Source organism: Stenotrophomonas sp. NRRL B-14846 (assembly GCF_050473585.1).
GTDB lineage: Bacteria > Pseudomonadota > Gammaproteobacteria > Xanthomonadales > Xanthomonadaceae > Stenotrophomonas.
The window spans coordinates 797,979-823,423 of record NZ_JBFLUN010000022.1 but is presented as its reverse complement, the minus strand read 5'-3'; the positions used below and the strand labels follow the sequence as shown (position 1 = coordinate 823,423).

Sequence of the window (25,445 nt, the reverse complement as noted above, 5' to 3'; positions counted from 1 at the left end):
GCGGCGGCACGCGCCGGACGGGGACCATCGTGCGAGGTCGGGGTGGCCGTGCCGGTCAAATCGACCGTCACCTGCGACCCGCCATGCTGGAAGCCACGCTTGGCCGCTCCAGCCCATTCGCAAATGGTGGACACGCACTTACTCCCGGAAAGCCATAGTTTACAGATTGATGGCCGCCAACCCAAGGGGCTTGTGCGGCCGATCCAACAAAAAACGCCCCGCTGGGCGGGGCGTTCCGGTGCGCAGCCCTTGTCGCAAGGGCGCTTGGCAGGTTGCGGGATCAGCGCTTCTTCCGCGCCTCTTCCTCTTCTTCCTTCTGCGGGGCCGGCTGGCCCTGCGCCTTCATTTCGGCATTGGCCTGGGCCCGACGCTTGGCCTTGGCATCGGCCTCGGCCTGCGCCTTGTCGGCCTGGTCACCCTGCTGCGGGGCCGGCTGGCCAGCGTTCTGCGCCACCACCAGCGGCACTGCAACAGCGGCAGCGGCCAGGATTGCAATGGTCAGCAACTTCTTCATGAGGTCCTCCTCGCGGTATGGCTTGGACGTTTCGACCCAACGGGGGTCGCCGGCGTTCAGATTCCAGCGGCTGCCATTTTACCCCCTCCCCGGCGCCAAGGCTGAACCGCAGGCGTGCAAAATCGCCGTCCAGACCGCACACTTGCGCGTCGCTCCGCGCTTTAGAAGATAGATGAACGCCCGCTATAACGCCGCCGATATTGAAGTCCTGTCCGGCCTTGACCCGGTCAAGCGCCGTCCCGGCATGTACACCGACACCGCGCGCCCGAACCACCTGGCGCAGGAAGTGATCGACAACTCGGTGGACGAGGCCCTCGCCGGCCATGCCCGCTCGATCGAGATCATCCTGTACAAGGACGGCAGCGTGGAGGTCAGCGATGACGGCCGCGGCATGCCGGTGGACATCCATCCGGAAGAGAAGATCCCGGGCGTCGAACTGATCCTCACCCGCCTGCATGCGGGCGGCAAGTTCAGCAACAACAACTACACCTTCTCCGGTGGCCTGCACGGCGTCGGCGTCAGCGTGGTCAACGCGCTGTCGACCCTGGTGGAGGTGCACATCAAGCGCGAAGGTGCCGAACACCGCATCACCTTCCGCAATGGCGACCGCGCCACGCCGCTGGAAGTGGTCGGCACCGTCGGCAAGAAGAACACCGGTACCCGCGTGCGCTTCTGGCCGGACCCGAAGTACTTCGATACGCCGAAGTTCGCGGTGCGCGCGTTGAAGCACCTGCTGCGCGCCAAGGCCGTGCTGTGCCCGGGCCTGACCGTCAAGCTGACCGACGAAGCCACCGGTGAAGTCGATACCTGGTACTACGAAGACGGCCTGCGCGATTACCTGAAGCTGGAACTGGGCGAGCGCGAATCGCTGCCGGCCGACCTGTTCGTCGGCAACCTGAAGAAGGACACCGAGGTGGTGGACTGGGCCGTGGCCTGGCTGCCGGAAGGTGAGCTGGTCCAGGAAAGCTACGTCAACCTGATTCCGACCGCCCAGCATGGCACCCACGTCAACGGCCTGCGTACCGGCCTGACCGAGGCGCTGCGCGAGTTCTGCGACTTCCGCAACCTGCTGCCGCGCGGCGTCAAGCTGGCCCCGGAAGACGTGTGGGACCGCGTGTCGTTCGTGCTGTCGCTGAAGATGACCGACCCGCAGTTCAGCGGCCAGACCAAGGAACGCCTGTCCTCGCGCCAGGCCGCCGGCTTCGTTGAAGGCGCCGCGCACGATGCCTTCAGCCTGCTGCTGAACCAGAACGTGGAACTGGGCGAGAAGATTGCGCAGATCGCCATCGAGCGCGCCAGTGCGCGCCTGAAGACCGAGAAGCTGGTCGTCCGCAAGAAGGTCACGCAAGGCCCGGCCCTGCCCGGCAAGCTGGCCGACTGCATCAGCCAGGACCTGTCGCGCACCGAGCTGTTCCTGGTGGAAGGTGACTCGGCAGGCGGCAGCGCCAAGCAGGCGCGCGACAAGGATTTCCAGGCGATCCTGCCGCTGCGCGGCAAGATCCTCAACACCTGGGAAGTCTCGTCCAACAGCGTGCTGGCTTCGGAAGAAGTGCATAACCTGGCCGTGGCCATCGGCTGCGACCCCGGCAAGGACGACATCGCCGGCCTGCGTTACGGCAAGGTCATCATCCTGGCCGACGCGGACTCCGACGGTCTGCATATCGCGACCCTGCTGACCGCGCTGTTCCTGAAGCACTTCCCGGCGCTGGTCGATGCCGGCCATGTGTTCGTGGCGATGCCGCCGCTGTTCCGCATCGACGTGGGCAAGCAGGTGTTCTACGCCCTGGACGAGGAAGAGAAACGCACGATGCTGGACAAGATCGAGCGCGAGAAGATCAAGGGCGCAATCAACGTGACCCGCTTCAAGGGCCTGGGCGAGATGAATCCGCCGCAGCTGCGTGAATCCACCATCCACCCGGATACGCGCCGCCTGGTGCAGCTGACCGTGGACGATGGCGAGCAGACCCGTTCGCTGATGGACATGCTGCTGGCCAAGAAGCGCGCGTCCGACCGCAAGGGCTGGCTGGAGTCGAAGGGCGACCTGGCTTCACTGGAGGTCTGATCCCGGCGCAGGGTCGGATCCGTTTCCTGACAGGAAACGGCTCTGACCCGGTTGCCCGGTAGTGCCGGCCGCTGGCCGGCAGATCTGCATGAATCAACTGGATATCTAGGTTGCCGGCCAGCGGCCGGCACTACCGGTCCATGCGGCCCAGGGCATTACACCCCCATCGGCAAACCCGGCGGCGCCATAATGCGCGTCCATCCGCGTGGACCACCGTATTGGCCAGCCACTCGCTGCTGTTCCCCGGCCTGCCGCTGCACAGTGCACGGCTGGTCCTGAGCCCGATCCGCCGTGACGACGCCGCCGCGCTGTTCACGCTGCAGTCCAACCCGGATGTGATGCGCTGGTGGAACCATCCGGCCTGGACGCGACAGGCCGAAGCGCGCGAGCAGATCGACGATGACCTCGCCGCCCATGCCATCGGCACCCAGCTGAAGCTGGCCGTGCGCGAATCGCTGGAAGGTCCGCTGCTCGGCATCTGCGTGGTATTCGCGGTGGACCGCGATGCGGCGCGCGCCGAGATCGGCTACCTGCTGGCCCCCGATCGCCAGGGCCAGGGCTATATGCACGAGGCCCTGCAGCAGGTACTGGCCTATCTGTTCCGTACCCTGCACCTGCATCGCGTGGAAGCCGAGATCGACCCGCGCAACGCGCCCTCCGCACACGTGCTGGAACGCCTGGGCTTCCACCGCGAGGGGGTGCTGCGCCAGCGCTGGCGCATCCAGGGGGAGTTGGCCGACTCGGCCGTCTATGGCCTGCTGGCCGATGACGACGCGGCAGCCACCCTGCCCGCTTGACCCAATCTGGCCAGTGGCGGCCTCATCGCACGGCCATGCCTTTGGACACATACGGCATGGCCCGCCACCGGCCTAGCATCGGAACCCCCTTCCGCTGCCGATCCGGTGCCATGAAGTCCCTGCTGCACACTGCCGCGCTCTGCGTCGGCCTGCTCATCGCCCCTGCCAGCGTGCTGGCCGCGCCCGACGCCGAGGCCAAGCCCGACCCGAAAGACGACAAGACCGAAGCGCCTGCGCTGCCCGCCGATGCGTCGGCGCGCCAGAGCATGCGGCTGGCCGGCCGCACCCTGGACTACACCGCCACCGTCGGCACCCTGCCGGTACGCGATGCCAAGGGCAAGGTGATCGCCGATGTGGTGTTCACCGCCTACACGATGCCGGGCAAGGACCGGCCGGTGACCTTCGCGCTCAATGGCGGCCCCGGTGCGTCGTCGGTGTACCTCAACATGGGCGCGATCGGGCCCAAGGTGGTGACCTTCGGCTCCGAGGGTGACAGCGCGTCGGCGCCGGCCACCCTGCACGACAACCCGGGCACCTGGCTGGACTTCACCGATCTGGTGTTCATCGATCCGGTCGGTACCGGCTTCAGCCGCGCGCGGATCGGCGACGATGAAGCCAAGAAAGCGCTCTACAACCCCAGTGCCGACGTCGAATACCTGTCGCGCTCGATCTACGACTGGCTGCTGCGCAACCAGCGCATGGCCTCGCGCAAGTACCTGACCGGCGAGAGCTACGGTGGCTACCGTGGCCCACGCATCACCCACTTCCTGCAGACCCGGCTGGGCGTGGCGATGAACGGCCTGGTGCTGGTCTCGCCCTACCTGAGCCCGACCCTGGAAGACAACGCTGATGTCTCGCCGATGGCGTGGATGCAGACGCTGCCGTCGATCGCCGCGGCGCACCTGGAGCGCCAGGGCAAGCTGACCGATGCGGCGATGCGCGAGGTGGTGGAGTACACCCGTGGCGACTACGCCACCGCGCTGATGAAGGGCCGCAGCGATCCGCAGGCTACGGAAGCCATGCTGCGCCGGGTGACCGCGCTGACCGGACTGGACCCGCAGTTCGTGCGCCGCGCCGGCGGGCGCCTGGAAACCCAGGCCTACCTGCGTGAAGTATTCCGCGACAAGGGCACGCTGGGCAGCCGCTACGACTCCAACGTGACCGCGTTCGATCCGTTCCCGAATGATCCGGAGCAGCGCGCCAACGATCCACTGCTGGACAGCATCATCGCGCCGACCACCACGGCGATGGTCGACTTCGTGACGCGCGTGGTCGGCTGGAAGGTGGATGCGCGCTACCAGGCACTGAACTACGACGTGAACCGGCTGTGGGACCGCAATGGCGAGCTGCGCCAGGGCGCGGTGACCCAGCTGCGCCAGGCGGTGGCGATCGATCCACATCTGCAGGTGCTGATCGTGCATGGCTGGAACGACCTGTCGTGTCCGTTCATGGGCTCGATCCTGACCGTGGACCAGATGCCGACGATGGGCAGCAACCCGGACCGGGTGCAGGTGCGCAGTTATCCGGGGGGGCACATGTTCTACAGCCGGGCTGACAGCCAGGCGGCGTTCCGGAAGGATGTGCAGGCGTTGTTCCAGCGTAATTGAGGGGTCGGCCGGGCCTGCGGCCCGGCACCCGCTGACTGCAACGGCAACGTCCAACGTCAAAAGCCGGGGTTCCGTGGGCTGGCGAGGTGGGGTGGGGTTGCAGGACACGCCGTGAACCCATCCTTGGGGGCTCGATGGCGCCATCCATGGCGCCAACGGTCCTGCAACCCCACCCCACCCCGCCGCTGACAGGTTCCGGGCGCTGTTGGTGGGTGCCGACCGTTGGTCGGCACGGGATCAGATACCGGGTTCTGCTCTGGTAGGTGTCGACCTTGGTCGACACGATGGGTGCAGAAGAATTGTTTATCCAATGAAAAAAGCCCGCCGGAATCCGGCGGGCTTTTTCGTTTGTCGGGGTCAGATCCTTTTCCCGCAGGGAAAGGGCTCTGACCCCAAGGCCGCTGGCCTCAGGTCCAGCCGAACAGTTCGAACAGCTTCAGGATCAGGTACGCGCAGCCGCCGGCGGCCGGGATGGTCAGGATCCAGGCCCAGACGATGCGCTCGATCACGCCGAACTTCAGCGAGCGCGGGTTCTTGGCGAAACCGACGCCCATGATCGCGGTGGAGATGCTGTGCGTGGTCGAGACCGGCATGCCGAAGTGGGCCGCCAGGGTCAGGATGGTGGCAGAGCTGGTCTCCGCGGCGAAGCCGTGGATCGGGTGCAGCTTGACCATCTTGTGGCCCAGGGTCTTGATGATCTTCCAGCCACCCGAGGCGGTACCGGCTGCCATCACCACCGCACAGGTCAGCACGATCCACATGGCGATGCCGTCACCGGCATGCGCGTCCGGGTGCATGAAGGCCAGCCAGGACGGCAGGTCGTTCAATGCGCCGGTGGCTTCGGCACCGATCAGGGTCATGGCGATGATGCCCATGGTCTTCTGCGCGTCGTTGTGGCCGTGGGCGAAGCCCATGTAGGCCGCCGAGGCGATCTGGGCCTTGCCGAAGAAGGCGTTGACGATGCGCGGACGGGCCAGGCGGCCGATGGCACCACCGATCTTGGCCAGGCCGGCGATCAGGCCCCACAGCAGCACCATCACCACGATGCCGAGCAGGAAGCCGGCGATCGGCGAGGTGATCATCGGCACGAACACCTTCCACAGCAGGCCCTTGTTCTGCGCCCAGCTGCCCAGGCGCTCGGACCAGATCAGCGCGTCCCAGTTGTTGTGGGCGGCGGCCAGGCCGGCGCCGCAGAGGCCACCGATCAGCGCATGCGAGGACGAGGACGGCAGCCCCTTCCACCAGGTGATCAGGTTCCAGATGATGCCGCCCAGCAGGGCGCACAGGATCACCTGCGGGGTGACGTCGACCACGTTGGTGTTGAGCAGGCCCGAGGCGATGGTCAGCGCCACCGCGGTACCGGTCAGTGCACCGATGAGGTTCATGAAGGCGGCTAGCATCACCGCCCAGCCGGGCGAGAGCACCTTGGTCGCCACCACGGTGGCAATGGAGTTGGCAGTGTCGTGGAAGCCGTTGATGAACTCGAAAACGAGCGCGGCCAGGATCACCACCAGGACAAGGGTCAACATGCGGCGGCGTCCGTCAGCTGTTCTTCAACACGATCTGGTACGCCACCACGCCTGCCTCGCGGCAACGGTCGATGGCCTTTTCCAGGATCTCGAAGAATTCCTTCAGCAGGAACATCTGCAGGTTGTCCAGGCGGCCCGAATAGATGTCGCGGTACAGCTCGAGCATCAGGCGGTCGGCCTCGTTCTCCAACGAGCGCAGCTTCTCGTTGAGCGCGGTCATCCGGTCCAGGTTCATGTGGCGCAGGTCGGCCACCATCTCCACCACCACGCCGGCGGCCTGTTCCAGCATCGCCGCGCGCGGCGCGAAGTCGATGTGCTCCAGGTGGGTCGTGGCCAGCGAATAGCGATCGGCGAACTTCTCGATCTGCTTGGGAATCTTGTACAGCGCCGAGCCCAGCGCTTCGATGTCTTCGCGCTCGATCGGGGTCATGAAGCTGTCCACCAGCGCCTGGCTGATCTTGTCCGAGGCCGCGCGTTCGCGCAGGCGGGCCAGCTTGAAGGCGTCCAGCGCGGGCTGGCGGTCGGCCTCGCGCAGCATGGAATGCAGCGCCTTGGCAGCGTCGGAAGCCGCGACGGCAGCCTCATCGAGCAGGGTGTAGAACTGTTTGCCGGAACCGAAAATGGTCTGCAGAGAGAACATTGAGAAACCTGTCAGCCGTCGCGGGAAGGACGGCACCAGGCGGAATTATGACGGCTAGATGACCATCACGGGTATCCCCGCCCCCTTTCGGGGCCTTGGAACCCCCAACCTGAACAGGCGGTTGCCACCCTGCCATGCCCCTTTGCTAAGATGCCAGCGCGCCTTCGGGCGCACCTTATGGACGACGACCCTTATCCCCCTGCGCCGCGCCGGACCCTGTTCCTGAGCGCCAGCCGCCATCGCAAGCACCCGCCCTCCCTGCCACCAACCGGGGACGACGCCCGTGTTTGAAATGATCCTGATTGTCTTCGCGCTTGTTCTGCTGAACGGCTTCTTCGCCATGTCCGAGATGTCGGTCATGACCTCGCGCAAGAGCCGCCTGAAGCAGATGGCCGCCACCTCCAAGCGTGCCGCCAAGGCGCTGGAGCTGTCGGAGAAGCCGGAGAGCTTCCTGTCCACCGTGCAGATCGGCATCACCGTGATCGGCGTGCTGACCGGCTACCTCGGCGGTGAAGCGCTGGGTGAAGCCTTCGCCGGCTGGATCCAGGGCCTGATGCCCGGCTTTGCCTACGCCGGCAACATCGGTACCGCGCTGGCGGTCAGCCTGATCACCTTCATCACGCTGATCTTCGGCGAACTGGTGCCCAAGCGCCTAGCGCTGACCCGCTCGGAGGCCATTGCCGGCCTGGTCGCGATGCCGATGAGCTGGCTGGCCAAGCTGGCCCTGCCCTTCGTCTGGCTGCTGTCCAAGACCACCCAGCTGGTGCTGCGCCTGTTCGGCCTGGGCAAGGATGAAGTCGCCTCGGTGACTGAAGAAGAGATCCGCATGCTGGTGGCCGAAAGTCACGAAGCCGGTGTGATCGACGCCCACGAGCGCGACATGATGAACCGCGTCATGCGCCTGGGCGACCGCACCGCCGACAGCCTGATGACCCCACGCAACCGCATCGCCTGGCTGGATACCCAGGCCGGGCTGGAGCGCAACCTGGAAATCATGGCCGAGCACGAGTTCTCGCGGTACCCAGTATACCGCGACAACGACATGGACGTGGTCGGCGTGCTTGAACTGAAATCGCTGGCCACGCGCATGGCGCGCGGTGACAACGCGCTGTTCCAGACCCTGCGCGAACCGCTGTACGTCTCCGAATCGACCCACGCGATGAAGCTGCTGGAGATCTTCCGCGAGGAACAGCAGTCGATGGCGCTGGTGGTGGACGAGTACGGCGAAATCCAGGGCCTGGTGACCATCAGCGACCTGATGGGCGCCGTGGTCGGCCGCCTGCAGGCGGTGGAGAACGCCGACGAAGATGCGCTGGTGGTGACCCGCGAAGACGGTTCGCTGCTGGTGGACGGCTCGCTGCCGATCGAGGACCTGCGCGAGCTGATCGGCAGCAACGATCTGCCCGATGCCGAGGATGGCGATTACTACACGCTGGCCGGCATGTGCATCCACTACTTCGGCCGCATCCCGCACGCGGGCGAGTACTTCGACTGGGCCGGCTGGCGCTTCGAGGTGGTCGACCTGGACGGTGCGCGGGTGGACAAGCTGCTGCTGCGCACGCTGTCCGACGAGCAGGCCGATGAGCTCACCGCCTGAGGCCAGGCAGGGTCCGGGCGCTGAGCGCCCGGCCTACCGCAACGAGGGCATCCGCACCCTGCTGGAGATGTTCGCCTCCGGCGACCCGGCCGAGCACATGCCGCTCGGCCAGATCCTGTGCAACCTGCAGCAGAGCGCGTTCGGCGTGTTCCTGTTCGTGGCGATCCTGCCCTCGTTCATCCCGATCCCGGGCATGGGCGGCGCGGTCAGCGGCCCACTGGTGATCCTGATCGGCCTGCAGATGCTGTTCTGCCTGCGCCGCCCGTGGCTGCCTGGCTTCATTGCCCGCCGTGGACCGAAGCGCGGCACCATGCACCGCTTCCTGGACCGCATCGACCGCCCGCTGCGACGGCTGGACCGGATGCTGAAACCGCGCCTGCCGCAACTGCTGACACCGCTGCCGGCACACGCCTTCACTGGCCTGCTGCTGGTGCTGCTGGGCATCCTGCTGTCGCTGCCGATTCCCTTCACCAACTTCCTGTTCGGCTTCCAGCTGCTGCTGTTCTCGCTGGCACTGCTGGAACGCGATGGTGCGCTGATGCTGTTCAACTGGATCGCGGCGCTGGCGGCGATCGCGTTCTTCGGCTTCAGTTCGGGGCAGCTGGTGGGCTACACGGTGGAGCTGTTCCAGCGTTGGTTCTGAGCCGGAATCCGGTAGAGCCGGCCGCTGGCCGGCTGCCACGTTTCCAGGTTTGCCGGCCAGCGGCCGGCACTACCAATGCCGAGCATCGGCCATCATCGAAGGTCGATGAATCCATTGTCGGCCAACGGCGCGGGCTCATCCTGCACCGCCGACAGCACGAAACTCAGCGCCGTCCCCAGCAGCGTGCCCGGGCCATCCCAGTATTCGGCCGAGTCAGCGCGCACCTGGATCAGGCGCAGGTTCGGGTCATCCTTGCCGCCCGGGAAGAACAGCTTCATGGCCGGCGACCACAGCTCTTCGATCTTCGCGCGGTCGTCGACGATGCGCGCACGCCCTGCCACCGACACATAGGTGTTCTTCGAAGGCGAGGCGTAGGCCACGTTGACGTATGGATCCAGCGCGATCTCGGCGACCTTGGGGCTGTCGGCGGTGATGACGAACCACAGATCACCGTCGAAGGTGACCTGCTGGGTAGCCAGCGGCCGGCTGTAGAGTCGTCCATCGACGCCGGTCGTGGCGAACATCGCCACCTCGACGTCCTTGATCAGCTCGGCCAGTTGGGCGATGTGTTCGGCGCGGGTATCAGCCATGTGGGGGCTCCATCGGTGTGAGCCCCCATCAGACGCGGTTCGGCCGCAATGGGCCGTGACGCAATTGTTCAGCCCGCGTGGCGGGCATGCCAGGCGTGCATGGCCAGTTCGAACGAGCGCAGGCGCGCGCGGTGGTCATACAGGTTGGCGGTGAGCATCAGTTCATCGGGCTTGTGGCGCTCGACAAACGCGGCGATGCCTTCGGCCACCTGCTGCGGATCCCCCAGCACGGTGCAGGCCAGTGCCCGCTCCACACCCAGCTTTTCATGCGGTTCCCAGAAAGTTTCGATGTCGTCGATCGGTGCCGGGATCTTGCCCGGTCGACCTCGGCGCAGGTTGACGAAACTCTGCTGCTGGCTGGTGAACAGGCGGCGCGACTCGGCCTCGCTGTCGCTGGCAACGACGTTCAGCGCCAGCATCGCGTGCGGCTGCTTCAACGTCGCCGAGGGGCGGAATTCGCGGCGATACACCGCCAAGGCTTCGTCCATCACGTCGGGCGCGAAGTGCGAGGCGAACGCATAGGGCAGGCCCATCGAGGCGGCCATGCGCGCGCCGAACAGGCTCGAACCGAGGATCCAGGTCGGCACCCGCAGGCCGCTTCCGGGAACGGCCTGCACTGCCTGGCCAGGCTGCACCGGTTCGAAATAGTGCAGCAGCTCGCGCACGTCCTGCGGGAACTGGTCGGCGCTGTCGAAGTAGCGGCGCAATGCACGCGCGGTCGGCTGGTCGGTGCCCGGGGCACGGCCCAGGCCGAGGTCGATGCGGTCCGGATACAGCGAGGCCAGCGTGCCGAACTGCTCGGCCACCTGCAGCGGCGCGTGGTTGGGCAGCATGATGCCGCCTGCCCCGACGCGGATGCGCTTCGTACCTCCGGCAACATGGCCGATCAGCACGGCCGTGGCGGCGCTGGCGATGCCGGGCATGTTGTGGTGTTCGGCCAGCCAGTAGCGGCGGTAGCCCAGCGCATCGGCGTGCTGGGCCAGTTCCAGCATGTTGGCGAAGGCAGCGGTGGTGTCACTGCCCTCGCAGACCGGGGCCAGGTCAAGGATCGACAACGGGGTCATCAGCGGTTTTCCGTCACAGGATCCCCCATGCATGGGGTCGGCCAGGCGCGGCGGCCAGTGACGGTGGCGGGATGCTGATTCCCGTGGGGCCGGTTCATGGCGGGCCGCGCTTGATCCGGTGGTGCCGGCCGGCAGGCAGAGAGCTCAGCAGCCGGCCAACGGCCGGCTCTACCGGGGAAGCGTCAGAACGCGCTGGGGCGCGGCTCGGGTAGTGGCTGGTCGACCATCGGCTTCAGTTCGGCATCCAGCGCCACGCGCTCGTCGAACACGAAGCAGCGGCCTTCGTAACCTTCGCCGCCCACCTCCTCGAAGTAGCCGAGGATGCCGCCATCGAGCTGCAGCACGTTGTCCATGCCATCGTTGGCCATCCACAGTGCGGCCTTCTCGCAGCGGATGCCGCCAGTGCAGAAACTGACCACGGTGCTGTCCTTCAGCGCTTCGCGGTGCGGCGCCAATGCCTCCGGCAGGTCGGTGAACTTGTGGATGGGCAACACCAGCGCGTCCTTGAAGGTGCCGTACTCCACTTCCTGCAGGTTGCGGGTATCGAGCATCACCACCGGCTTCCCAGCGTCGTCATGTCCCTGCCGCAGCCAACGCTGCACGGTGGCCGGATCGATCGCCGGTGCACGCGGATAGTCCAGCGGCTGGCCGTCATCGCGGCGGAAGCTGATGATCTCGTCCTTCACCTTGGCCTTCAGCCGCGCGAACGGCTGGTGCTCGCTCAGGCTGGTCTTGACCCGCATATCGGCAAAACGCGCATCGGCATGCAGCGCGGCGTAGAAGCCCTCGACCGCTTCCGGCGCACCGGCCAGGAACAGGTTCAGCCCCTCGCCCGCCACCAGGATCGTGCCGCGCAGCTCCGCCGCCTCGGCGCGCGCCAGCAACTGGTCGCACAGGGCCTGGGGGGCGTCGATGACGGCGAAATGGTAGGCAGCGGTATTGGCGATCATCCCGCCATTTTAGCGCCAGACCACCCCAGGGTCAGATTTTCACGTTCATCCACGCATGGCGTGCATCTACAGAGCTCATGAACCTGTCCGAGGCGTGGCGGTGTGGGCAGGCGGGGGCGCAGAGCGCCATGGATGGCGCTCTACGAGGCACGCAGGAGCAGTTTTTGCCGTCCCCCGCCTACCCACACCGCCACGCCATCCCACGGAAACCAGCTTTTGCCGTTGCCGTTGCCTCTGCGGGTGCCGGGTGCAACCCGGCCAGAAGCCCCCTACCCCCGCAACAGCATGAACGGCAGCAGCACCAGCGCCGCCGCAACGGCCATTCCCAGCAGTACCAGCACCACGAACACGGGCCGCCGCCGGAACAGGCTGCCGAACGTCTCCGCCGTGCCGTCGCGCAGCGCCTGTTCGCGCTCGGCGCGGATGCGCGGCCCGCGTTCGGCCTGGTACTCGGCCATCAGCGCCTTCGCACGCGGATGATCGGCATCCTCGCGCAGCCACAGGCCGCCATTGGAAATGCCCCAGGGGCTGGGTTCGGTGCGATACCAGGCGATGCCGTGCTGATCGAGCAGCGTGCAGACATCGGCATATTCGTCGTCGCCGACATTGCGCAGATTGAGCAGGAGTTTTGCCATGTACCCATGATACCCGGCGCCGATGCGCTACCCTTGCCGCCCTCGCCCTGCGCCCTACCGGAGACGCCCGATGCGCCGCCTGCTGCTCCCCCTGCTGCTGTCCCTCGCCGCCGTTGGCTGCTCGAGCGAGCCCTCTGGCCCGCCGCCGGGCGGCACCCTGACCACCTTCGAACGTATCGATACCGTGCCCGGCACCGGTGCCGAGGCCGTCTCCGGCAGCAAGGTCACCGTGCACTACACCGGCTGGATCTACGACAACCGCACCGAGAGCAAGCACGGCAAGACCTTCGACAGCTCGGTCAGCCGTAGCGAACCGTTCACCTTCGCCCTCGGCGCCGGCCAGGTCATCCGCGGCTGGGATGAAGGCGTGGCCGGCATGAAGGTCGGCGGCAAGCGCACGCTGATGATCCCGCCGGACTACGGCTACGGCGACCGCCGGGTCGGCCCGATCCCGGCTGGCTCGTCGCTGGTGTTCGATGTCGAGCTGCTCGATGTCAAACCGTAATACCGCAACGCCCCATCGGGTCGCCGTCATCGGCGGTGGCCCGGCCGGCCTGTTCGCCGCCGAGCGCCTGCGCGCCGCTGGGCTGGACGTGGACCTGTACGAGGCCAAGGGCTCACCCGGCCGCAAGTTCCTGATCGCCGGCAAGGGCGGCCTCAATCTCACCCATTCCGATCCGCGCCCGCTGTTCGACAGCCGCTACCGCGAGCAGTCCGCTGCCGTGGGCCGCTGGCTGGACGGCTTCGACGCGCAGGCGCTGCGCGACTGGGCTGCCGGCTTCGGCGTGGAGACCTATGTCGGCAGCTCCGGCCGCGTGTTCCCGGTCGACCGCAAGGCTGCGCCGCTGCTGCGCGGCTGGGTGCGCCGACTGAAGGAACAGGGCGTGCGCCTGCATGCCAACCACCGCTGGATCGGCTGGGGCAACGACGGCGCGCTGCGCTTCGCCACCGAAGCGGGCGAGATCAATGTCCACGCCGATGCCGCCGTGTTGGCGATGGGTGGCGGCAGCTGGCCGCAGCTGGGCAGTGATGGCGCCTGGGTCGCCCCCTTGCAGACACGAGGCGTGGACATTGCGCCGCTGCAATCGGCCAACTGCGGCTTCGACATCGACTGGACGCCGTTCTTCGCCCAGCGCAATGCAGGCGCGCCGTTGAAGCCGGTGGTCGCGCACTGGCTCGACCTGGCTGGACAACCGCAGTCGCTGCAGGGCGAATGCGTGGCCAGCGAGTACGGCATCGAAGGCAGCCTGATCTACGCGTTGGCCGCAGACCTGCGCGAGACCATCAACCGCGATGGCCACGCCATGCTGTGGCTGGACCTGGTGCCGGGACGCGATGAAGCACGCCTGTTGGCCGATCTGTCGCGCCCGCGCAAGGGTCGCAGTTTCGGTGAGCATCTGCGCCGCCAGGCCGGCCTGGATGCGGTGAAGGCCGCGCTGGTGTTCGAGATCCTTGGCAAGGACGCGGGCCACGACCTGCCTGCGGTGGCCGCCACGCTCAAGCGCCTGCCGTTGCGCCTTCTGCGTCCACGGCCGATGGCCGAGGTCATCAGCACTGCTGGCGGCGTGCGCCTGGATGCGCTGGATGATGGCCTGATGCTGCGGGCAGTGCCCGGGGTGTTCTGTGCCGGCGAGATGCTGGACTGGGAGGCACCTACCGGCGGCTATCTGCTGACCGCGTGCTACGCCAGCGGGCTGCGCGCCGCCGAGGGCGTGATCGGGTGGTTGGCCGGGCGCTGACGCCTGCAGTGTAGAGTCGAGCCATGCTCGACTGCTTTATCGCCTGAATCAAAAAGCAGTCGAGCATGGCTCGACTCTACAATCGCCGGGCGCTCACCATGGCCTGCGCATGCTCACCGAGGCAAGCGCCACACCGCTGGGATGCGGATAGGCTTCCTCCCGCACGGCAATGAATCCCAGCCGCTGATAGAACGGCACCGCATTGAGCGAGGCCGACAGCACCACCTCGCGCTCACGATCGGCCATCGCCAGCAACCGCTGCATCAACGCCTGGCCGATCCCCTTGCCGCCACGATCCGGATCGACAAACAGCGCATCGACTTCATTGGCGTGGGCATCGAACACGCCGAAACCGAGCAGGTGCCCCTGATCGTCCTCGGCCACCACGCAACCGCCCTGCCCCAGCAGCCGTGCGTACTGCGACGGTGGCGGCGAGGCCGACCACGGTGCGATGACCTCCGCCGGATAGTGGCTGCTGCAGGTCTCGCGCACGCAGCGCGTGCGCAGGGCCCACAGCGTGGCCACGTCGTCGATGGTGCCGGTCCTGAACTGCATGACATGTCCTTGTAGCGTCGAGCCATGCTCGACTGTTCTTCGTTCCAACGTCGCGATGCCTGATCGAAAGGCAGTCGAGCATGGCTCGACGCTACAGAATCGTTATCGCGACTTGCTGGCGCGCAGCGCCTGGATCTTCGGCGGCGGCTGGAACGAATCGCTGCGCGCATCGGCCCAGAACGCATGGAACACCGCATGGTCCGGCACCTTGTGCAGCAGCTCGCCCGGTTCCAGGTAGCGGTACAGCGACGCCAGCGAGCGGATCTCGACCGGCGAAACACGACGCAGGATGTGCTCCGGCCCCAGCTCGGCCGGATCGTTCAGGCCCGCCGCACACAGCAGCTCCTTCAGGGCGTGCAGCGTGTGCTCGTGGTAGCTGTAGACACGGGTGGCCTTGTCCGGTGCATCCAGGTGCTTCCAGCGTGCCGGGTCCTGGGTGGCGATGCCGGTCGGGCACTTGTCGGTGTGGCAGCTCAACGACTGGATGCAGCCCAGCGCGAACATGAAGCCACGGCCGGCATTGCACCAGTCGGCGCCAAGTGCGATGGTGCGCGCGATGTCGAATGCGCTGGTGATCTTGCCCGCCGCGCCGATACGGATGCGCTCGCGAAGATCCAGGCCGACCAGGGTGTTGTGCACCAGCAGCAGCGCCTCGTGCATCGGCACGCCGACATGGTCGACGAACTCCGCCGGTGCTGCGCCAGTACCGCCCTCGGCACCGTCGACCACGATGAAGTCCGGCAGCAGGCCGGTTTCCTGCATTGCCTTGGCAATGCCGAACCACTCCCACGGGTGGCCAATGGCCAGCTTGAAACCGACCGGCTTGCCGCCGGACAGCTCGCGCAGGCGGGCAACGAACTGCAGCAGTTCGACCGGCGTCGAGAACGCCGAGTGACGCGACGGCGATACGCAGTCCACGCCCATCGGCACGCCACGGGTCACCGAGATCTCGGCGGTCACCTTCGGCGCCGGCAGCACGCCGCCATGACCGGGCTTGGCGCCCTGCGACAGCTTGATCTCGATCATCTTGACCTGATCATGGGTGGCGTTGGCGACGAAGCGCTCTTCACTGAAACCGCCCTTTTCGTCACGGCAACCGAAGTAGCCCGAGCCGATCTCCCAGACCAGGTCGCCGCCCATCTCACGGTGATACGGCGAAATCGAACCTTCGCCGGTATCGTGATAGAAGCCCCCCCGGCGCGCGCCCTCGTTCAGCGCGCGGATCGCATTGGCCGACAGTGAACCGAAGCTCATCGCCGAGATATTGAACACGCTCGCCGAATACGGCTTGGCACAGTTGGCGCCGATCAGCACGCGGAAGTCATGCTTGGCGATGGCGGTTGGCGCCAGCGAATGGTTGATCCACTCATAATCCACCGCATAGGTGCTGCGCAGCGTACCGAACGGCACCGTGTCCATCTCGTTCTTGGCGCGCTGGTAGATCAGCGCACGCTGCTGGCGCGAGAACGGCACGTCCTCCAGGTCGCTCTGCACGAAATACTGGCGGATCTCCGGGCCGATCGACTCCAGGCCGTAGCGGAAGTGTGCCATCACCGGATAGTTGCGGCGCAGCGTGCTGCGCTTCTGCAGCAGGTCCCAGGTCCCCAGCGCCACCATCGCGGCGGTCAGACCGACGCCCCAGTACCAGGCCGGCCAGATCGTGGCCAACCACAGGCAGATGGGGAACATCAGGATGGCGAGCAGGTAGACGATATACCGGTGCATGGCGTTCCTTGGTTGCAACTGCCTGCGAGTCTACCGCGCTGCCCGCCGCCCGGGTTTACAGGCGATCGTCAACCACGTTGCGTGGCCAGGCCGATTTCACGTCGTAGACCAGGCCGCCCGGCGCCAGCAGCGACCGGATACCGGCCTCGTCCATCGCCTTGAAGCGGGCATGGGCTACCGCCAGCACCACCGCGTCATAGGTCCCTGCCACGGGTTCGGCCAGCCACTGCACGCCCTCATCGGCCAATGCCGCCGGGCCGACCCAGGGGTCGCTGACCTCGACCTGTGCACCGGCATCACGCAGGCGCTGCGCCAGTTCCAGCGCGCGGCTGTTGCGCAGGTCCGGGCAATCCTCCTTGAAGGTCACGCCGAGCACCAGGATGCGCGACTGCGCTGGTACGCGACCACGTTCGGCCAGCATCGCCAGCACCCGCGACGCCACATGCTCCCCGACGCGGTTGTTGACCTGCCGCGCGGTGTGGATCAGGTCCGGGTGGTAGCCCACGCTCTCGGACTTGTGCAGCAGGTAGTACGGGTCCACGCCGATGCAGTGGCCGCCGACCAGGCCCGGCCGGAAGGGCAGGAAGTTCCACTTGCTGCCGGCCGCATCCAGCACATCCTGGGTATCGATGCCGAGCCGATCGAAGATCAGCGCCAGCTCGTTGACCAGCGCGATGTTGACGTCACGCTGGATGTTCTCGACCACCTTGGCCGCCTCCGCCACGCGCATCGACGGCGCCGGGAACGTACCGGCGGCAATGATGCGCTGGTACAGGCCATCGATCACCGCAGCCACTTCCGCTGTCGACCCCGAGATGATCTTGCGGATGTCGGCCAGGCGCCGCTGGCGGTCGCCGGGACTGACCCGCTCCGGGCTGTAGCCGCAGTAGAAGTCTTCGTTGAAGCGCAGGCCCGAGCCTTCTTCCAGCAGCGGTACGCAGACCTCTTCGGTGGTGCCCGGGTACACCGTGGATTCGTAGATCACCAGGTCGCCCGCGCGCAGATGGCTGGCGATCAGCCGCGTAGCCGAACGCAACGGCTCCAGATCGGGCTGCTCATAGGCATCGATCGGGGTCGGCACGGTAACGATGTAGACATTGCAGGCATCGAGCAGAGCCGGATCGCAGCCGTACTGCAGCTGCTGTGCACTGGCCAGCTCGTCGGCCTCCATTTCCAGCGTGTGGTCCTGACCATCGCGCAGCTCGGCAATGCGATCGGCATCGATGTCGAAGCCCAGCGTCGGCCAGTGCCGGCCGAAGGCCACCGCCAGCGGCAGGCCAACGTAGCCCAGGCCGATCACCGCGAAACGCGGGGTCTCCGCTGCCGCAAGGGAGGCGCTCACTGGCATGTCCTGCGCAACGGCATGCGTGCCGCCATGGCTTCGGCCGACCTGATCATTCGCTGCACCACTCCGGGTAAATCCACGCCAGAAAGGCTACAGCCTAACGGCGCGGGTGCCTGGCCGCCAAGATGGGATCAGGAGCCCAGTGCGACCGCGGCCGGTTCCAGTTCGCCATCGGCGCCGGTCCAGGCCTGCAGCAGGCGCTCGAAGCCACCGCTGCCAAGCAGGAAGCCCGGCCACGCCGATTCGACGATCTGTGCCAGCAGCTCCGCATCGATACGCCGGGTTCCCATCGACCAGCGCGGAAACGCCCGCTGCGCCACCGGTGCGCGGCACAGCACCTTCAGCTGGCCATGGCTGCGCGCATTGACGATGCGCTGGTACACCGAATCGATGCCATCTTCGGGACCCTCCAGATACTGCAGAAAGCGCGAGCCGTCGAACATCAGCACACCGGTGACGCCGGCTACACGGTTGAATGCCGTGGCATCGGCCAGCAGGCGGTCAAGATCGGTTGTCTGCAGATCGGCGCGGGCCTCACTGGCATAGGCAATCGCGTGCAGCGACATCAGGTGGCTCCCCCCCTGGGAACGATGGCTGGGACTATGACATGAATAGGAACGACAGTTAAGCACGTCACCACGCCGATGCAATCCAGCCGCCGTGCGGCGGGTGGGCTACAATCGGCGCCGCGCTGCAGGCCCGGATGGCGAAACTGGTAGACGCATCGGACTTAAAATCCGCCGGGGGCAACCCCATGCCGGTTCGATTCCGGCTCCGGGCACCAATACCGCAGCGCGCGATGGCGTTCGCCCCATGGGGCATTGCACAAGGAACCTGCGCATGAAGCTGTCCGCCCTGATGCTTTCCCTGCTCTGCATCGCCAGTCTCCCGGCGTTGGCGCAATCGCACTCCGACAGCCGTCGCAATCTTGATGGCAGCATGGACGTCCGCCACAGCGATGGCTCGTCCAGCCGCATCACCCGTGACCTTTCCAAACGCGTGATCGCCGAGCACAGCAACGGCAGTCGCTCGGTCACCACGACTGATCTCAGCGGCCGCAAGCGCACCACCTACAGTGACGGCAGCTACTCCGACACCACCACCGATCTGAGTGGCAGGATCATCACCCAGTACAGCAACGGTGCCCGCTCGACCAGCACGCGGGTCCTGAGTGGCCGGTGGCGAACCGAATACAGCGATGGTTCCCATTCGATCAGCGTGCAGGACCTGAGTGGCAACTGGCGTACCACCGCCAGCGGTGGCATGGCGGCCCGGCATCCAGAGCGCGGCTTCGGCAAGAAGCGCTGAAGCGTCAGATCGCACGCGAGTAACGCGGCTGCTCGTGGGCGGCACGCAGGTACGGGTCGAAGCACATCGCCAGCAGCCGCAGCAGCGGCCGCCCCGGCTCGCTGGCGCGCACCACACCGTCGCGGTATTCGGCCAGGCCATCTTCCTGCAGCCGCTGCACCGAACGAAGGTCTTCGGCAAAGTACCGCTCGAAATCAACACCATGGCGCTGGCCCAGCACCATGCCATCCACCTCGCCCTGGCACATCAGCTGCTGGATCAGTTCCGCACGCAGCTGGTCGTCGGCACTCAACGCCACGCCGCGCCAGACCGGCAGCTGGCCCTGGTCCACCGCATCCTCCCACGACGGCAGATCGCGCGGATTCTGGCTGTAGGTCGCACCGATGTGGCTGATCGCACTCACGCCCAGGCCGAGCAGATCGGTATCGGCGTGGGTGGTGTAGCCCATGAAGTTGCGATGCAACTGGCCAGCACGCTGCGCACGCGACAGATCCTCTTCCGGCAACGCAAAGTGATCCATGCCGATGTACTGGTAGCCGGCCGACGAGAGCATCTCCACCGCCAGTCCCAGCAGCGCCAGCTTGTCTTCCGGTGAAGGCAGCCGGCTCTCGTCGATCTGCTTCTGCGCACGGAACAGATGCGGCAGGTGCGCGTAGCCGTAGACCGCCAGGCGATCCGGGCGCAGCGCCAGCACCCGTTCGAGGGTGCGGCCGAAGCCTTCCAGGCTCTGCCCCGGCAACCCGTAGATCAGGTCGACGTTGACCGAACGCATGCCGCTGTCGCGGCACGCGCGCAGGATGTCCAGCGTCTGCTGCACGCCCTGTATGCGGTTGATCGATTCCTGTACGTGCGGATCGAAATCCTGCACGCCCAGGCTGGCGCGGTTGAAGCCCAGCCGCGCCAGCATGGCCACGTCGCGGGTATCGATGAAGCGCGGATCGAGCTCGATCGAGAAATCGCGCTGCGGCGAATCGCTGAAATCGAAGCGCCGGCGGAGCCCCTCCACCAGCGTGGTCATCGCCTCGGCATCAAGGAAGTTCGGCGTGCCGCCGCCCAGATGCAGCTGGATGACCTCGCGGCCATCCTCGAACTGCGGCGCCAGCAGGTCGGCCTCGGCCAGCACGCGCGAGACGTAGCTGTGGCCACGGCCGCGATCGCGGGTGATCACCCGGTTGCAGCCGCAGTAGAAGCAGGGACTGGAACAGAACGGCACGTGCACGTACAGCGACAGCGCGCGGGCCAGATGGTTGCTGTCGGCGATCGCCTGGCGCAGTGCCGGCGCGTCGAAGCCATCATGGAAATGCGGCGCGGTCGGGTACGAGGTGTAGCGCGGGCCTGGCCGATCGTGCCGGCGCAGCAGGTCGGGGTCGAAGGTCCAGGCCAGGCCACCGGCGGCAGGAGAGAATGTGTCCATGCCGCCAGCATCACGCCGGGCGGCCTGCGCCGCCTTGACCCAGATCAATCCTTGGCAGGGATGCCCAGCACCGGCAGGCCCACCTGCGGCCAGCGCAGCATCTGGTAACGCTTCCAGAACGTGTCACCGATGCGTGCGGCCACGTCGTTGGCCAGCTCCTGCATCGGCGGGTTGTTGCACTCGGCGGTGGTGATCCGGAACAGCACCAGCCAACGGTCGAACAGGTCTTTGTCCAGCTCGATGCCCATGTGCTTGGACATCGGCGAACCCTTGAAGCGGCGGGTACCGCGCAGCATCGCCGACCAGAAATCGACCAGCTGCGCCAGGTGCTCCGGCCAGTCGTGGACGTGCGCCTCGAACACCGGCCCCAACCGCTCTTCCTCGCGCACGCGCGCATAGAAGTCGTGCACCAGGCGGGTCACTTCCTGCTCGGTGCACAACTCGGGCGAGGCGACGGGAAGAACATGCGGCGGTGTTGCGTTCATCGGGGTACCCAAAGCGTGCCGGCAGTGTGCCCCAGCCGGGCCGCACCACCGTTGATCCAGATCAATGTCGGCGCAGTCCGCTGCACCTAGGCTGGCACGCTTGCAGGAAGCATGCCCTGCGGATGCTGCGCCGGCCTCGGCGGAGTATACGCGCCGCCCTCATTCCGATCCGGGACAGCATGAACAGACCCTCTCCCAGCCGCCGCCAGCAGCTGATCCAGCACTGGGGCGCCATCCTCTGGCCCAGCTTCATCGCCGCGGGCCTGGCCAGCGTGGTGTTCTTCGCCTTCGTCGACCCGTTGCGACTGCAGGCGATCAGTTTCCCGGGCACGGCGATCAGCCGCGAACTGGGCTATACGGCAGGGTTTTTCATGTTCTGGTCGGTGACGGCACTGTCCAGCGCGGTCACCTGGTACCTGCAGCGCCCGATGCCCAGCGACGACGACGACGAGCTGCCGCTGGGATGAGCATGCCCTGCACTGGAATTCCACGCCCCTGGCGTTGGCGCGGCGCGCTGAGCGTGCTCCTGCTGGCATTGTTCTATGCGTTGCCATGGCTGCGCTGGAACGGGCAGCAGGCGCTGCTGCTGGACATCAATGCACGACGCTTCGATCTGTTCGGCTGGACCTTGTGGCCCGGCGACGTCGGCGTGCTGATCGGTCTGCTGGCGGTGCTGGCCGTTGCCCTTGCGCTGCTTACCCACCTCGCCGGCCGCGTCTGGTGCGGCCACGCCTGCCCCCAGACGCTTTGGCGGCGTGCCTTCGACTGGATAGCACACGGCATGGCGCGGGTCTTGCCGGTGCCGGCGGTGCGCCCTGCCACCCAGCTGGCCTGGGGGTTGCTGTCGCTGTGGACCGGCATCACCTTCGTCGGCCTGTTCAGCCCGATCGGAGAACTGGTGGACGCTGCGCCACACGCCGGCTGGAGTGGCTGGGAAACGTTCTGGGTGGTGTTCTATGCCGCAGCGACCTGGGGCAATGCCGGCTTCCTGCGCGAACAGGTGTGCCGTTCGCTGTGCCCATTCGCACGCATGCAGCCACTGCTGACCGATCCGTACACGCCCCGCATGTTGTACGACGCGCGCCGCGGCGAACCGCGCGGCATGCGCCCGTCGGGCCTGGGGGGCGTGCTGGGCCGCGGCCGCGGCCTGCTCGACCCGACCACCGCGCAGGACTACGTATTCCGTGCCGCACATCCACTGCTGGCCGGACCGATGCCCACCTTCAGCGCCGACCGCCTGGGCGACTGCACCGATTGCGCCGCCTGTGTCAGCGCCTGCCCGATGCAGCTGGACATCCGCCAGGGACCGCAGGCCGATTGCCTGGCCTGCGGCGCCTGCCTGGACGCCTGCGCGCGGCAGCAGCACCAGGCCGGTTTCGGCTCGGGGCTGGTGCGCTACAGCAGTCCGCAGGCAATGGCCGGGCAACCGCAGCAATGGTGGCGACCGCGGACCCTGGCACTGCTTTCGATGCTGCTGGCGCTGTTGGCCTGTGGCGCCTGGCGCCTGCTTTGAATCAACGGATCAACGCGGCCCGTTGGCGTGCGGCGGTACCAGCTGCGCACGTCGGACAATGCCGAGCTGCTCGATGATCAGCGCCATTTCATTGGTGACCTCGGTACGCTCGGTCCCCTGCGGGACCAGGCGGTCCAGCACCTGCTGGTAGGTATCCCAGAACGCCGGACCGCATCCGTGTTTGTGATAACTGGCTTCCAGTTCGCGGCGTACCCGTTCAGCCAAGCCATGCATGCCGTATTCCATACGACCTCCGTTGGACTTGTTCTGCATCGTTGACGGTCTACCGACTCACTTGCGAGCTACTGAAAGACTCCCGGGCTTCACGCCCGGTTGATGCCAATTAGTCATAGATTTCACGACAGGTCAATTACATGCAGCGACTTTCGTGATCGAAATTATTAATCGTTCACGAAACCACATACGGGATGACTGGGTCCCCGGATGGGGCGGACCCGACACACTACCCGATCCCCCCCACCCCCTGTTCCAGTAGGCACCACCGATGGCCAAGCCCCGTTCCATCAAAGTTTCCTATATTGCTAAGCATACTTAGCAAACCACGCTTAGAGCGCTATATGCGACAAAATGCGGCGCAGTTCAGGCCTCTTCGGCCTCTGCGGCCTCAGTCGCCGGGAACAGATTGGGGTAGCGCTGATGCAGGATGTATTGGCGCAGCGCAGGAATCGGGAAGTCCCTGGGCCATTGCGACACCGCAGATCGGCTTATGCCAAAGAAGCGCGCCAGTTCGGCATCGGTCCGGAAACCCAGCCGGATGCGCACCTGCCCCTTGCTCCAGAATTCGGTCACGGTCGGTCCTTCTGTTAACCAGACTTATTCTTGGAACAAGGGAACTTTGCGATCCACGCGTTAAGCTGGCTTGCATAGATGAATACTCTCGGCCAACGACTCGCCATTGCCATGAAGAAAGCCGGGCACCCTCGCCCGGCCGATCTGGCCCGCGCCGCCGATTCGACGACGGCAACCATCAGCAACTGGCTCAACGACCATGTCAGCCCCGCCCATGTGAAGGCCGAACAGCTGTTCCGCATCGCCGATGCGGCCAAGCTGGACGCGCGCGAACTGCTGTATGGCGTGAGCGGGCTTGGCGTCGGTGAGCGGGGCAATACCTATATCCCCAGCCAGGCCCACCTGGACGTCTGGCAGGACGCCTACGAACTGGTCAGCCATCTGGTGGAGGAGAAAGGACTGGAGATCGATCATCGCCGCCACGCGGCATTGGACCTGCTGGCCTTCGAACTGCTGATGGACGGCTTCAGCCGCAGCAAGGTCATCCGGGTACTGACGACCTCGATGACGTGACTGCACTGCCGCTGGTAGCATGGTCGTCGATGGGGATGGGGCTCCCCCGATAACCGCCTGAAAGGGCTGATGGCTCCTGCCAGGACGAACCGGTGTTCGTCGACGGCAGGCCGTGCCCGCCCTCGGCGTTCGCCATCGAATCAGCGAACCCCTACCCGAGGCACGTGATGCACGCATTGAACAACTATTTGCTGGTCTTCATCGGCGGCGGACTTGGTGCCTGCCTGCGCCACGCCTGCAACCTGATCGGTGCGCGCGTGGCGGTCGGCAGTCCGTGGCCCTGGTCGACCTTCCTGATCAACATCAGCGGCGCACTGCTGATGGGCGTGCTGGTCGAAGCCTTCGCCCTGCGCAATGGCGCCTCGCCGCAGCTGCGACTGCTGCTGGCCACCGGCGTCCTCGGCGGATACACCACGTTCTCCACCTATGCACTGGAAATCGGCCTGCTGCTGCAGCGCGGCCAGCATGGCCTGGCAGCGCTGTACGCCGGCGGTTCGGTGGCACTGGGCCTGGTCGGCCTGTTCGGCGGCATGAAACTGGCGCGGCTGGTGCTGGGCTGAGGCTCAGCCAGCGCCGGCGCGGGCCTGTCCGCGCCACTCCCGCGGCGACTGCCCGGTGTGCGCCTTGAACGCGCGCGACAGCGCCGCTTCGCTGCCGTACCCCACATCGTCGGCAATCCGCTTGAGCGGCCTGCCCTGGCGCAGTGCCTGCTGCGCCAGGCCCACCCGCCAGCCCTGCAGATACTGGCCCGGCGTGGTGCCCATCGCCTCACGGAAACTGGCGGCGAACACACTGCGCGACATGCCGGCGACGTCGGCCAGGTCTTCCAGCGTCCACGCCTGCGCCGGCGCTTCATGCATCGCCACCAACGCCAGCCGCAGCCGCGGATGGCCGAGCCCGGCGAACAGGCCGCCACGCATCTCGCCACCTTCCATCAACTGGCGCAGCACCTGGATCATCACCACCTCGAACAGCCGGTTGACCATCGCCGCACGCCCGCAGCGCTGCTCGAAGGCCTCTTCGAACAGCAGCTCCAGTGCTGCGCTGCCGCCGTAGAGATCCGCCAGCGGCATGCAGATGAAATCGGGCAACGCGGCGCTGATCGGGTTGAGCCGGCCACCCTCGAAATGCAGGTTGGCGCAGGCCATGTCGGCGCCCTGCTGCGGATCGGTACTGAACCGGTGCGGCATCGGCCGTGGGTACAGCAGCAGGCTGGGCACCTCGACCTGCACAGTCTGCTTGCCATGACTGACCTGCAGCGGGCCCCGCCGCACCAGGTGCAGCTGACCCGCCTCGTCTTCGCCCTCCAGCGTGTTGATGCCGCACAGCGCGCCGGCATGGAACACCGAGGCGGTGACCGCGAAGCGTTCGAGCAGGATGGCGAGACGGTCGACCACGACGGGACTCCAG

General features: G+C 66.4%; 28 protein-coding genes, 1 tRNA gene and 1 riboswitch. Of the genes, 13 read left to right on the top strand and 16 right to left on the bottom strand.

What is annotated here, in order from left to right; all coding sequences use genetic code 11:
* Window positions 1-280: 280 nt before the first annotated feature.
* Window positions 281-514, bottom strand: a complete 234-nt coding sequence (locus AB1281_RS05980) for a hypothetical protein (RefSeq protein ID WP_014036734.1) — start codon at window positions 512-514, stop codon at window positions 281-283.
* 172 nt (window positions 515-686) lie between these two features.
* On the opposite strand from AB1281_RS05980, the gene parE reads away from it, so the two are divergent.
* From parE to AB1281_RS05965, 3 genes are all read left to right on the top strand, one after another.
* Window positions 687-2,576 (top strand): DNA topoisomerase IV subunit B, encoded by a 1,890-nt coding sequence (parE, locus tag AB1281_RS05975; RefSeq protein WP_430345298.1) that lies wholly within the window; start codon window positions 687-689, stop codon window positions 2,574-2,576.
* Between the two features lie 218 nt (window positions 2,577-2,794).
* Entirely contained in the window at window positions 2,795-3,373 is a 579-nt protein-coding gene (locus tag AB1281_RS05970) for a GNAT family N-acetyltransferase (RefSeq protein WP_075674802.1), read from the top strand.
* 110 nt (window positions 3,374-3,483) lie between these two features.
* Complete coding sequence (locus tag AB1281_RS05965) at window positions 3,484-4,980, top strand: S10 family peptidase (RefSeq protein WP_101765248.1); 1,497 nt, start codon at window positions 3,484-3,486, stop codon at window positions 4,978-4,980.
* Window positions 4,981-5,387: 407 nt separating this feature from the next.
* Here the strand turns inward: AB1281_RS05965 and AB1281_RS05960 are convergent, their stop codons facing one another.
* Both AB1281_RS05960 and AB1281_RS05955 read right to left on the bottom strand, forming a co-directional pair.
* Window positions 5,388-6,509, bottom strand: a complete 1,122-nt coding sequence (locus AB1281_RS05960) for an inorganic phosphate transporter (RefSeq protein WP_006431323.1) — start codon at window positions 6,507-6,509, stop codon at window positions 5,388-5,390.
* 13 nt (window positions 6,510-6,522) lie between these two features.
* A complete protein-coding gene (locus tag AB1281_RS05955; RefSeq protein ID WP_004152833.1) occupies window positions 6,523-7,149 on the bottom strand; it encodes a DUF47 domain-containing protein in 627 nt (208 codons plus the stop codon).
* 292 nt (window positions 7,150-7,441) lie between these two features.
* On the opposite strand from AB1281_RS05955, the gene AB1281_RS05950 reads away from it, so the two are divergent.
* Complete coding sequence (locus AB1281_RS05950; protein ID WP_049445691.1) at window positions 7,442-8,746, top strand: hemolysin family protein; 1,305 nt, start codon at window positions 7,442-7,444, stop codon at window positions 8,744-8,746.
* Entirely contained in the window at window positions 8,730-9,389 is a 660-nt protein-coding gene (locus tag AB1281_RS05945) for an exopolysaccharide biosynthesis protein (protein ID WP_430345297.1), read from the top strand. The genes AB1281_RS05950 and AB1281_RS05945 overlap by 17 nt, the downstream gene beginning before the upstream one ends.
* A gap of 92 nt (window positions 9,390-9,481) precedes the next feature.
* On the opposite strand, the gene AB1281_RS05940 is transcribed toward AB1281_RS05945, so the two are convergent.
* From AB1281_RS05940 to AB1281_RS05925, 4 genes are all read right to left on the bottom strand, one after another.
* Complete coding sequence (locus tag AB1281_RS05940; protein ID WP_049445693.1) at window positions 9,482-9,979, bottom strand: pyridoxamine 5'-phosphate oxidase family protein; 498 nt, start codon at window positions 9,977-9,979, stop codon at window positions 9,482-9,484.
* Between the two features lie 68 nt (window positions 9,980-10,047).
* Window positions 10,048-11,043: an LLM class flavin-dependent oxidoreductase gene (locus tag AB1281_RS05935; protein ID WP_430345296.1), complete on the bottom strand. Its 996-nt coding sequence runs from the start codon at window positions 11,041-11,043 to the stop codon at window positions 10,048-10,050.
* A 182-nt stretch (window positions 11,044-11,225) separates the two neighbouring features.
* Window positions 11,226-11,993, bottom strand: a complete 768-nt coding sequence (locus AB1281_RS05930; protein WP_049445696.1) for a sulfurtransferase — start codon at window positions 11,991-11,993, stop codon at window positions 11,226-11,228.
* Between the two features lie 269 nt (window positions 11,994-12,262).
* Window positions 12,263-12,628 (bottom strand): DUF6164 family protein, encoded by a 366-nt coding sequence (locus tag AB1281_RS05925; RefSeq protein ID WP_014036724.1) that lies wholly within the window; start codon window positions 12,626-12,628, stop codon window positions 12,263-12,265.
* A gap of 70 nt (window positions 12,629-12,698) precedes the next feature.
* On the opposite strand from AB1281_RS05925, the gene AB1281_RS05920 reads away from it, so the two are divergent.
* Together AB1281_RS05920 and AB1281_RS05915 are read left to right on the top strand one after the other, a co-directional pair.
* Window positions 12,699-13,133, top strand: a complete 435-nt coding sequence (locus tag AB1281_RS05920) for an FKBP-type peptidyl-prolyl cis-trans isomerase (RefSeq protein WP_119007637.1) — start codon at window positions 12,699-12,701, stop codon at window positions 13,131-13,133.
* Window positions 13,120-14,367: a TIGR03862 family flavoprotein gene (locus tag AB1281_RS05915; RefSeq protein WP_430345295.1), complete on the top strand. Its 1,248-nt coding sequence runs from the start codon at window positions 13,120-13,122 to the stop codon at window positions 14,365-14,367. Before AB1281_RS05920 ends, AB1281_RS05915 begins: the two co-directional genes overlap by 14 nt.
* 93 nt (window positions 14,368-14,460) lie before the next feature.
* On the opposite strand, the gene AB1281_RS05910 is transcribed toward AB1281_RS05915, so the two are convergent.
* The 4 genes from AB1281_RS05910 to AB1281_RS05895 all read right to left on the bottom strand — a co-directional run bounded on the left by AB1281_RS05910 (window position 14,461) and on the right by AB1281_RS05895 (window position 18,558).
* A complete protein-coding gene (locus tag AB1281_RS05910; RefSeq protein ID WP_430345294.1) occupies window positions 14,461-14,922 on the bottom strand; it encodes a GNAT family N-acetyltransferase in 462 nt (153 codons plus the stop codon).
* Window positions 14,923-15,024: 102 nt separating this feature from the next.
* Entirely contained in the window at window positions 15,025-16,647 is a 1,623-nt protein-coding gene (locus tag AB1281_RS05905; protein ID WP_100449783.1) for an FMN-binding glutamate synthase family protein, read from the bottom strand.
* Between the two features lie 55 nt (window positions 16,648-16,702).
* Complete coding sequence (locus tag AB1281_RS05900; RefSeq protein ID WP_430345293.1) at window positions 16,703-17,989, bottom strand: nucleotide sugar dehydrogenase; 1,287 nt, start codon at window positions 17,987-17,989, stop codon at window positions 16,703-16,705.
* Window positions 17,990-18,123: 134 nt separating this feature from the next.
* Window positions 18,124-18,558 (bottom strand): BLUF domain-containing protein, encoded by a 435-nt coding sequence (locus AB1281_RS05895; protein ID WP_014036718.1) that lies wholly within the window; start codon window positions 18,556-18,558, stop codon window positions 18,124-18,126.
* 131 nt (window positions 18,559-18,689) lie between these two features.
* On the opposite strand from AB1281_RS05895, the gene AB1281_RS05890 reads away from it, so the two are divergent.
* Window positions 18,690-18,776, top strand: a tRNA-Leu gene (locus tag AB1281_RS05890).
* Window positions 18,777-18,832: 56 nt separating this feature from the next.
* Window positions 18,833-19,300 carry a hypothetical protein gene (locus AB1281_RS05885; protein WP_430345292.1) on the top strand — a complete coding sequence of 156 codons (468 nt, stop codon included), beginning with the start codon at window positions 18,833-18,835 and terminating at the stop codon, window positions 19,298-19,300.
* A 4-nt stretch (window positions 19,301-19,304) separates the two neighbouring features.
* On the opposite strand, the gene hemN is transcribed toward AB1281_RS05885, so the two are convergent.
* Together hemN and AB1281_RS05875 are read right to left on the bottom strand one after the other, a co-directional pair.
* Window positions 19,305-20,714 (bottom strand): oxygen-independent coproporphyrinogen III oxidase, encoded by a 1,410-nt coding sequence (hemN, locus tag AB1281_RS05880; RefSeq protein WP_430345291.1) that lies wholly within the window; start codon window positions 20,712-20,714, stop codon window positions 19,305-19,307.
* 44 nt (window positions 20,715-20,758) lie between these two features.
* Entirely contained in the window at window positions 20,759-21,199 is a 441-nt protein-coding gene (locus AB1281_RS05875; RefSeq protein WP_430345290.1) for a group III truncated hemoglobin, read from the bottom strand.
* A gap of 179 nt (window positions 21,200-21,378) precedes the next feature.
* Here AB1281_RS05875 and AB1281_RS05870 point away from each other — a divergent pair, with 179 nt between their 5' ends.
* Window positions 21,379-21,666 (top strand): hypothetical protein, encoded by a 288-nt coding sequence (locus tag AB1281_RS05870; RefSeq protein ID WP_014036651.1) that lies wholly within the window; start codon window positions 21,379-21,381, stop codon window positions 21,664-21,666.
* Window positions 21,663-22,712 carry a 4Fe-4S dicluster domain-containing protein gene (locus AB1281_RS05865; protein WP_430345289.1) on the top strand — a complete coding sequence of 350 codons (1,050 nt, stop codon included), beginning with the start codon at window positions 21,663-21,665 and terminating at the stop codon, window positions 22,710-22,712. Before AB1281_RS05870 ends, AB1281_RS05865 begins: the two co-directional genes overlap by 4 nt.
* Before the next feature lie 9 nt (window positions 22,713-22,721).
* Here the strand turns inward: AB1281_RS05865 and AB1281_RS05860 are convergent, their stop codons facing one another.
* Window positions 22,722-22,958: a hypothetical protein gene (locus tag AB1281_RS05860; protein WP_005416001.1), complete on the bottom strand. Its 237-nt coding sequence runs from the start codon at window positions 22,956-22,958 to the stop codon at window positions 22,722-22,724.
* Window positions 22,959-23,312: 354 nt separating this feature from the next.
* Complete coding sequence (locus tag AB1281_RS05855; protein ID WP_075674813.1) at window positions 23,313-23,522, bottom strand: hypothetical protein; 210 nt, start codon at window positions 23,520-23,522, stop codon at window positions 23,313-23,315.
* A 111-nt stretch (window positions 23,523-23,633) separates the two neighbouring features.
* On the opposite strand from AB1281_RS05855, the gene AB1281_RS05850 reads away from it, so the two are divergent.
* Together AB1281_RS05850 and crcB are read left to right on the top strand one after the other, a co-directional pair.
* Window positions 23,634-24,035 carry a helix-turn-helix domain-containing protein gene (locus AB1281_RS05850; RefSeq protein WP_005415999.1) on the top strand — a complete coding sequence of 134 codons (402 nt, stop codon included), beginning with the start codon at window positions 23,634-23,636 and terminating at the stop codon, window positions 24,033-24,035.
* Between the two features lie 22 nt (window positions 24,036-24,057).
* Window positions 24,058-24,121: riboswitch (Fluoride riboswitch) on the top strand.
* A gap of 81 nt (window positions 24,122-24,202) precedes the next feature.
* Window positions 24,203-24,595 carry a fluoride efflux transporter CrcB gene (crcB, locus tag AB1281_RS05845; protein ID WP_014036647.1) on the top strand — a complete coding sequence of 131 codons (393 nt, stop codon included), beginning with the start codon at window positions 24,203-24,205 and terminating at the stop codon, window positions 24,593-24,595.
* Window positions 24,596-24,598: 3 nt separating this feature from the next.
* Here the strand turns inward: crcB and AB1281_RS05840 are convergent, their stop codons facing one another.
* Window positions 24,599-25,432 (bottom strand): cupin domain-containing protein, encoded by an 834-nt coding sequence (locus tag AB1281_RS05840; protein ID WP_430345288.1) that lies wholly within the window; start codon window positions 25,430-25,432, stop codon window positions 24,599-24,601.
* Between the last annotated feature and the right edge of the window lie 13 nt (window positions 25,433-25,445).

Coding starts and splice junctions, on each gene's coding strand:
- AB1281_RS05980 (WP_014036734.1), bottom strand. CDS start 514: ATGAAGAAGTTGCTGACCATTGCAATCCTGGCCGCTGCCGCTGTTGCA.
- parE (WP_430345298.1), top strand. CDS start 687: ATGAACGCCCGCTATAACGCCGCCGATATTGAAGTCCTGTCCGGCCTT.
- AB1281_RS05965 (WP_101765248.1), top strand. CDS start 3,484: ATGAAGTCCCTGCTGCACACTGCCGCGCTCTGCGTCGGCCTGCTCATC.
- AB1281_RS05960 (WP_006431323.1), bottom strand. CDS start 6,509: ATGTTGACCCTTGTCCTGGTGGTGATCCTGGCCGCGCTCGTTTTCGAG.
- AB1281_RS05955 (WP_004152833.1), bottom strand. CDS start 7,149: ATGTTCTCTCTGCAGACCATTTTCGGTTCCGGCAAACAGTTCTACACC.
- AB1281_RS05950 (WP_049445691.1), top strand. CDS start 7,442: ATGATCCTGATTGTCTTCGCGCTTGTTCTGCTGAACGGCTTCTTCGCC.
- AB1281_RS05945 (WP_430345297.1), top strand. CDS start 8,730: ATGAGCTCACCGCCTGAGGCCAGGCAGGGTCCGGGCGCTGAGCGCCCG.
- AB1281_RS05940 (WP_049445693.1), bottom strand. CDS start 9,979: ATGGCTGATACCCGCGCCGAACACATCGCCCAACTGGCCGAGCTGATC.
- AB1281_RS05935 (WP_430345296.1), bottom strand. CDS start 11,043: ATGACCCCGTTGTCGATCCTTGACCTGGCCCCGGTCTGCGAGGGCAGT.
- AB1281_RS05930 (WP_049445696.1), bottom strand. CDS start 11,993: ATGATCGCCAATACCGCTGCCTACCATTTCGCCGTCATCGACGCCCCC.
- AB1281_RS05925 (WP_014036724.1), bottom strand. CDS start 12,628: ATGGCAAAACTCCTGCTCAATCTGCGCAATGTCGGCGACGACGAATAT.
- AB1281_RS05920 (WP_119007637.1), top strand. CDS start 12,699: ATGCGCCGCCTGCTGCTCCCCCTGCTGCTGTCCCTCGCCGCCGTTGGC.
- AB1281_RS05915 (WP_430345295.1), top strand. CDS start 13,120: ATGTCAAACCGTAATACCGCAACGCCCCATCGGGTCGCCGTCATCGGC.
- AB1281_RS05910 (WP_430345294.1), bottom strand. CDS start 14,922: ATGCAGTTCAGGACCGGCACCATCGACGACGTGGCCACGCTGTGGGCC.
- AB1281_RS05905 (WP_100449783.1), bottom strand. CDS start 16,647: ATGCACCGGTATATCGTCTACCTGCTCGCCATCCTGATGTTCCCCATC.
- AB1281_RS05895 (WP_014036718.1), bottom strand. CDS start 18,558: ATGTCGCTGCACGCGATTGCCTATGCCAGTGAGGCCCGCGCCGATCTG.
- AB1281_RS05885 (WP_430345292.1), top strand. CDS start 18,833: ATGAAGCTGTCCGCCCTGATGCTTTCCCTGCTCTGCATCGCCAGTCTC.
- hemN (WP_430345291.1), bottom strand. CDS start 20,714: ATGGACACATTCTCTCCTGCCGCCGGTGGCCTGGCCTGGACCTTCGAC.
- AB1281_RS05875 (WP_430345290.1), bottom strand. CDS start 21,199: ATGAACGCAACACCGCCGCATGTTCTTCCCGTCGCCTCGCCCGAGTTG.
- AB1281_RS05870 (WP_014036651.1), top strand. CDS start 21,379: ATGAACAGACCCTCTCCCAGCCGCCGCCAGCAGCTGATCCAGCACTGG.
- AB1281_RS05865 (WP_430345289.1), top strand. CDS start 21,663: ATGAGCATGCCCTGCACTGGAATTCCACGCCCCTGGCGTTGGCGCGGC.
- AB1281_RS05860 (WP_005416001.1), bottom strand. CDS start 22,958: ATGGAATACGGCATGCATGGCTTGGCTGAACGGGTACGCCGCGAACTG.
- AB1281_RS05850 (WP_005415999.1), top strand. CDS start 23,634: ATGAAGAAAGCCGGGCACCCTCGCCCGGCCGATCTGGCCCGCGCCGCC.
- crcB (WP_014036647.1), top strand. CDS start 24,203: ATGCACGCATTGAACAACTATTTGCTGGTCTTCATCGGCGGCGGACTT.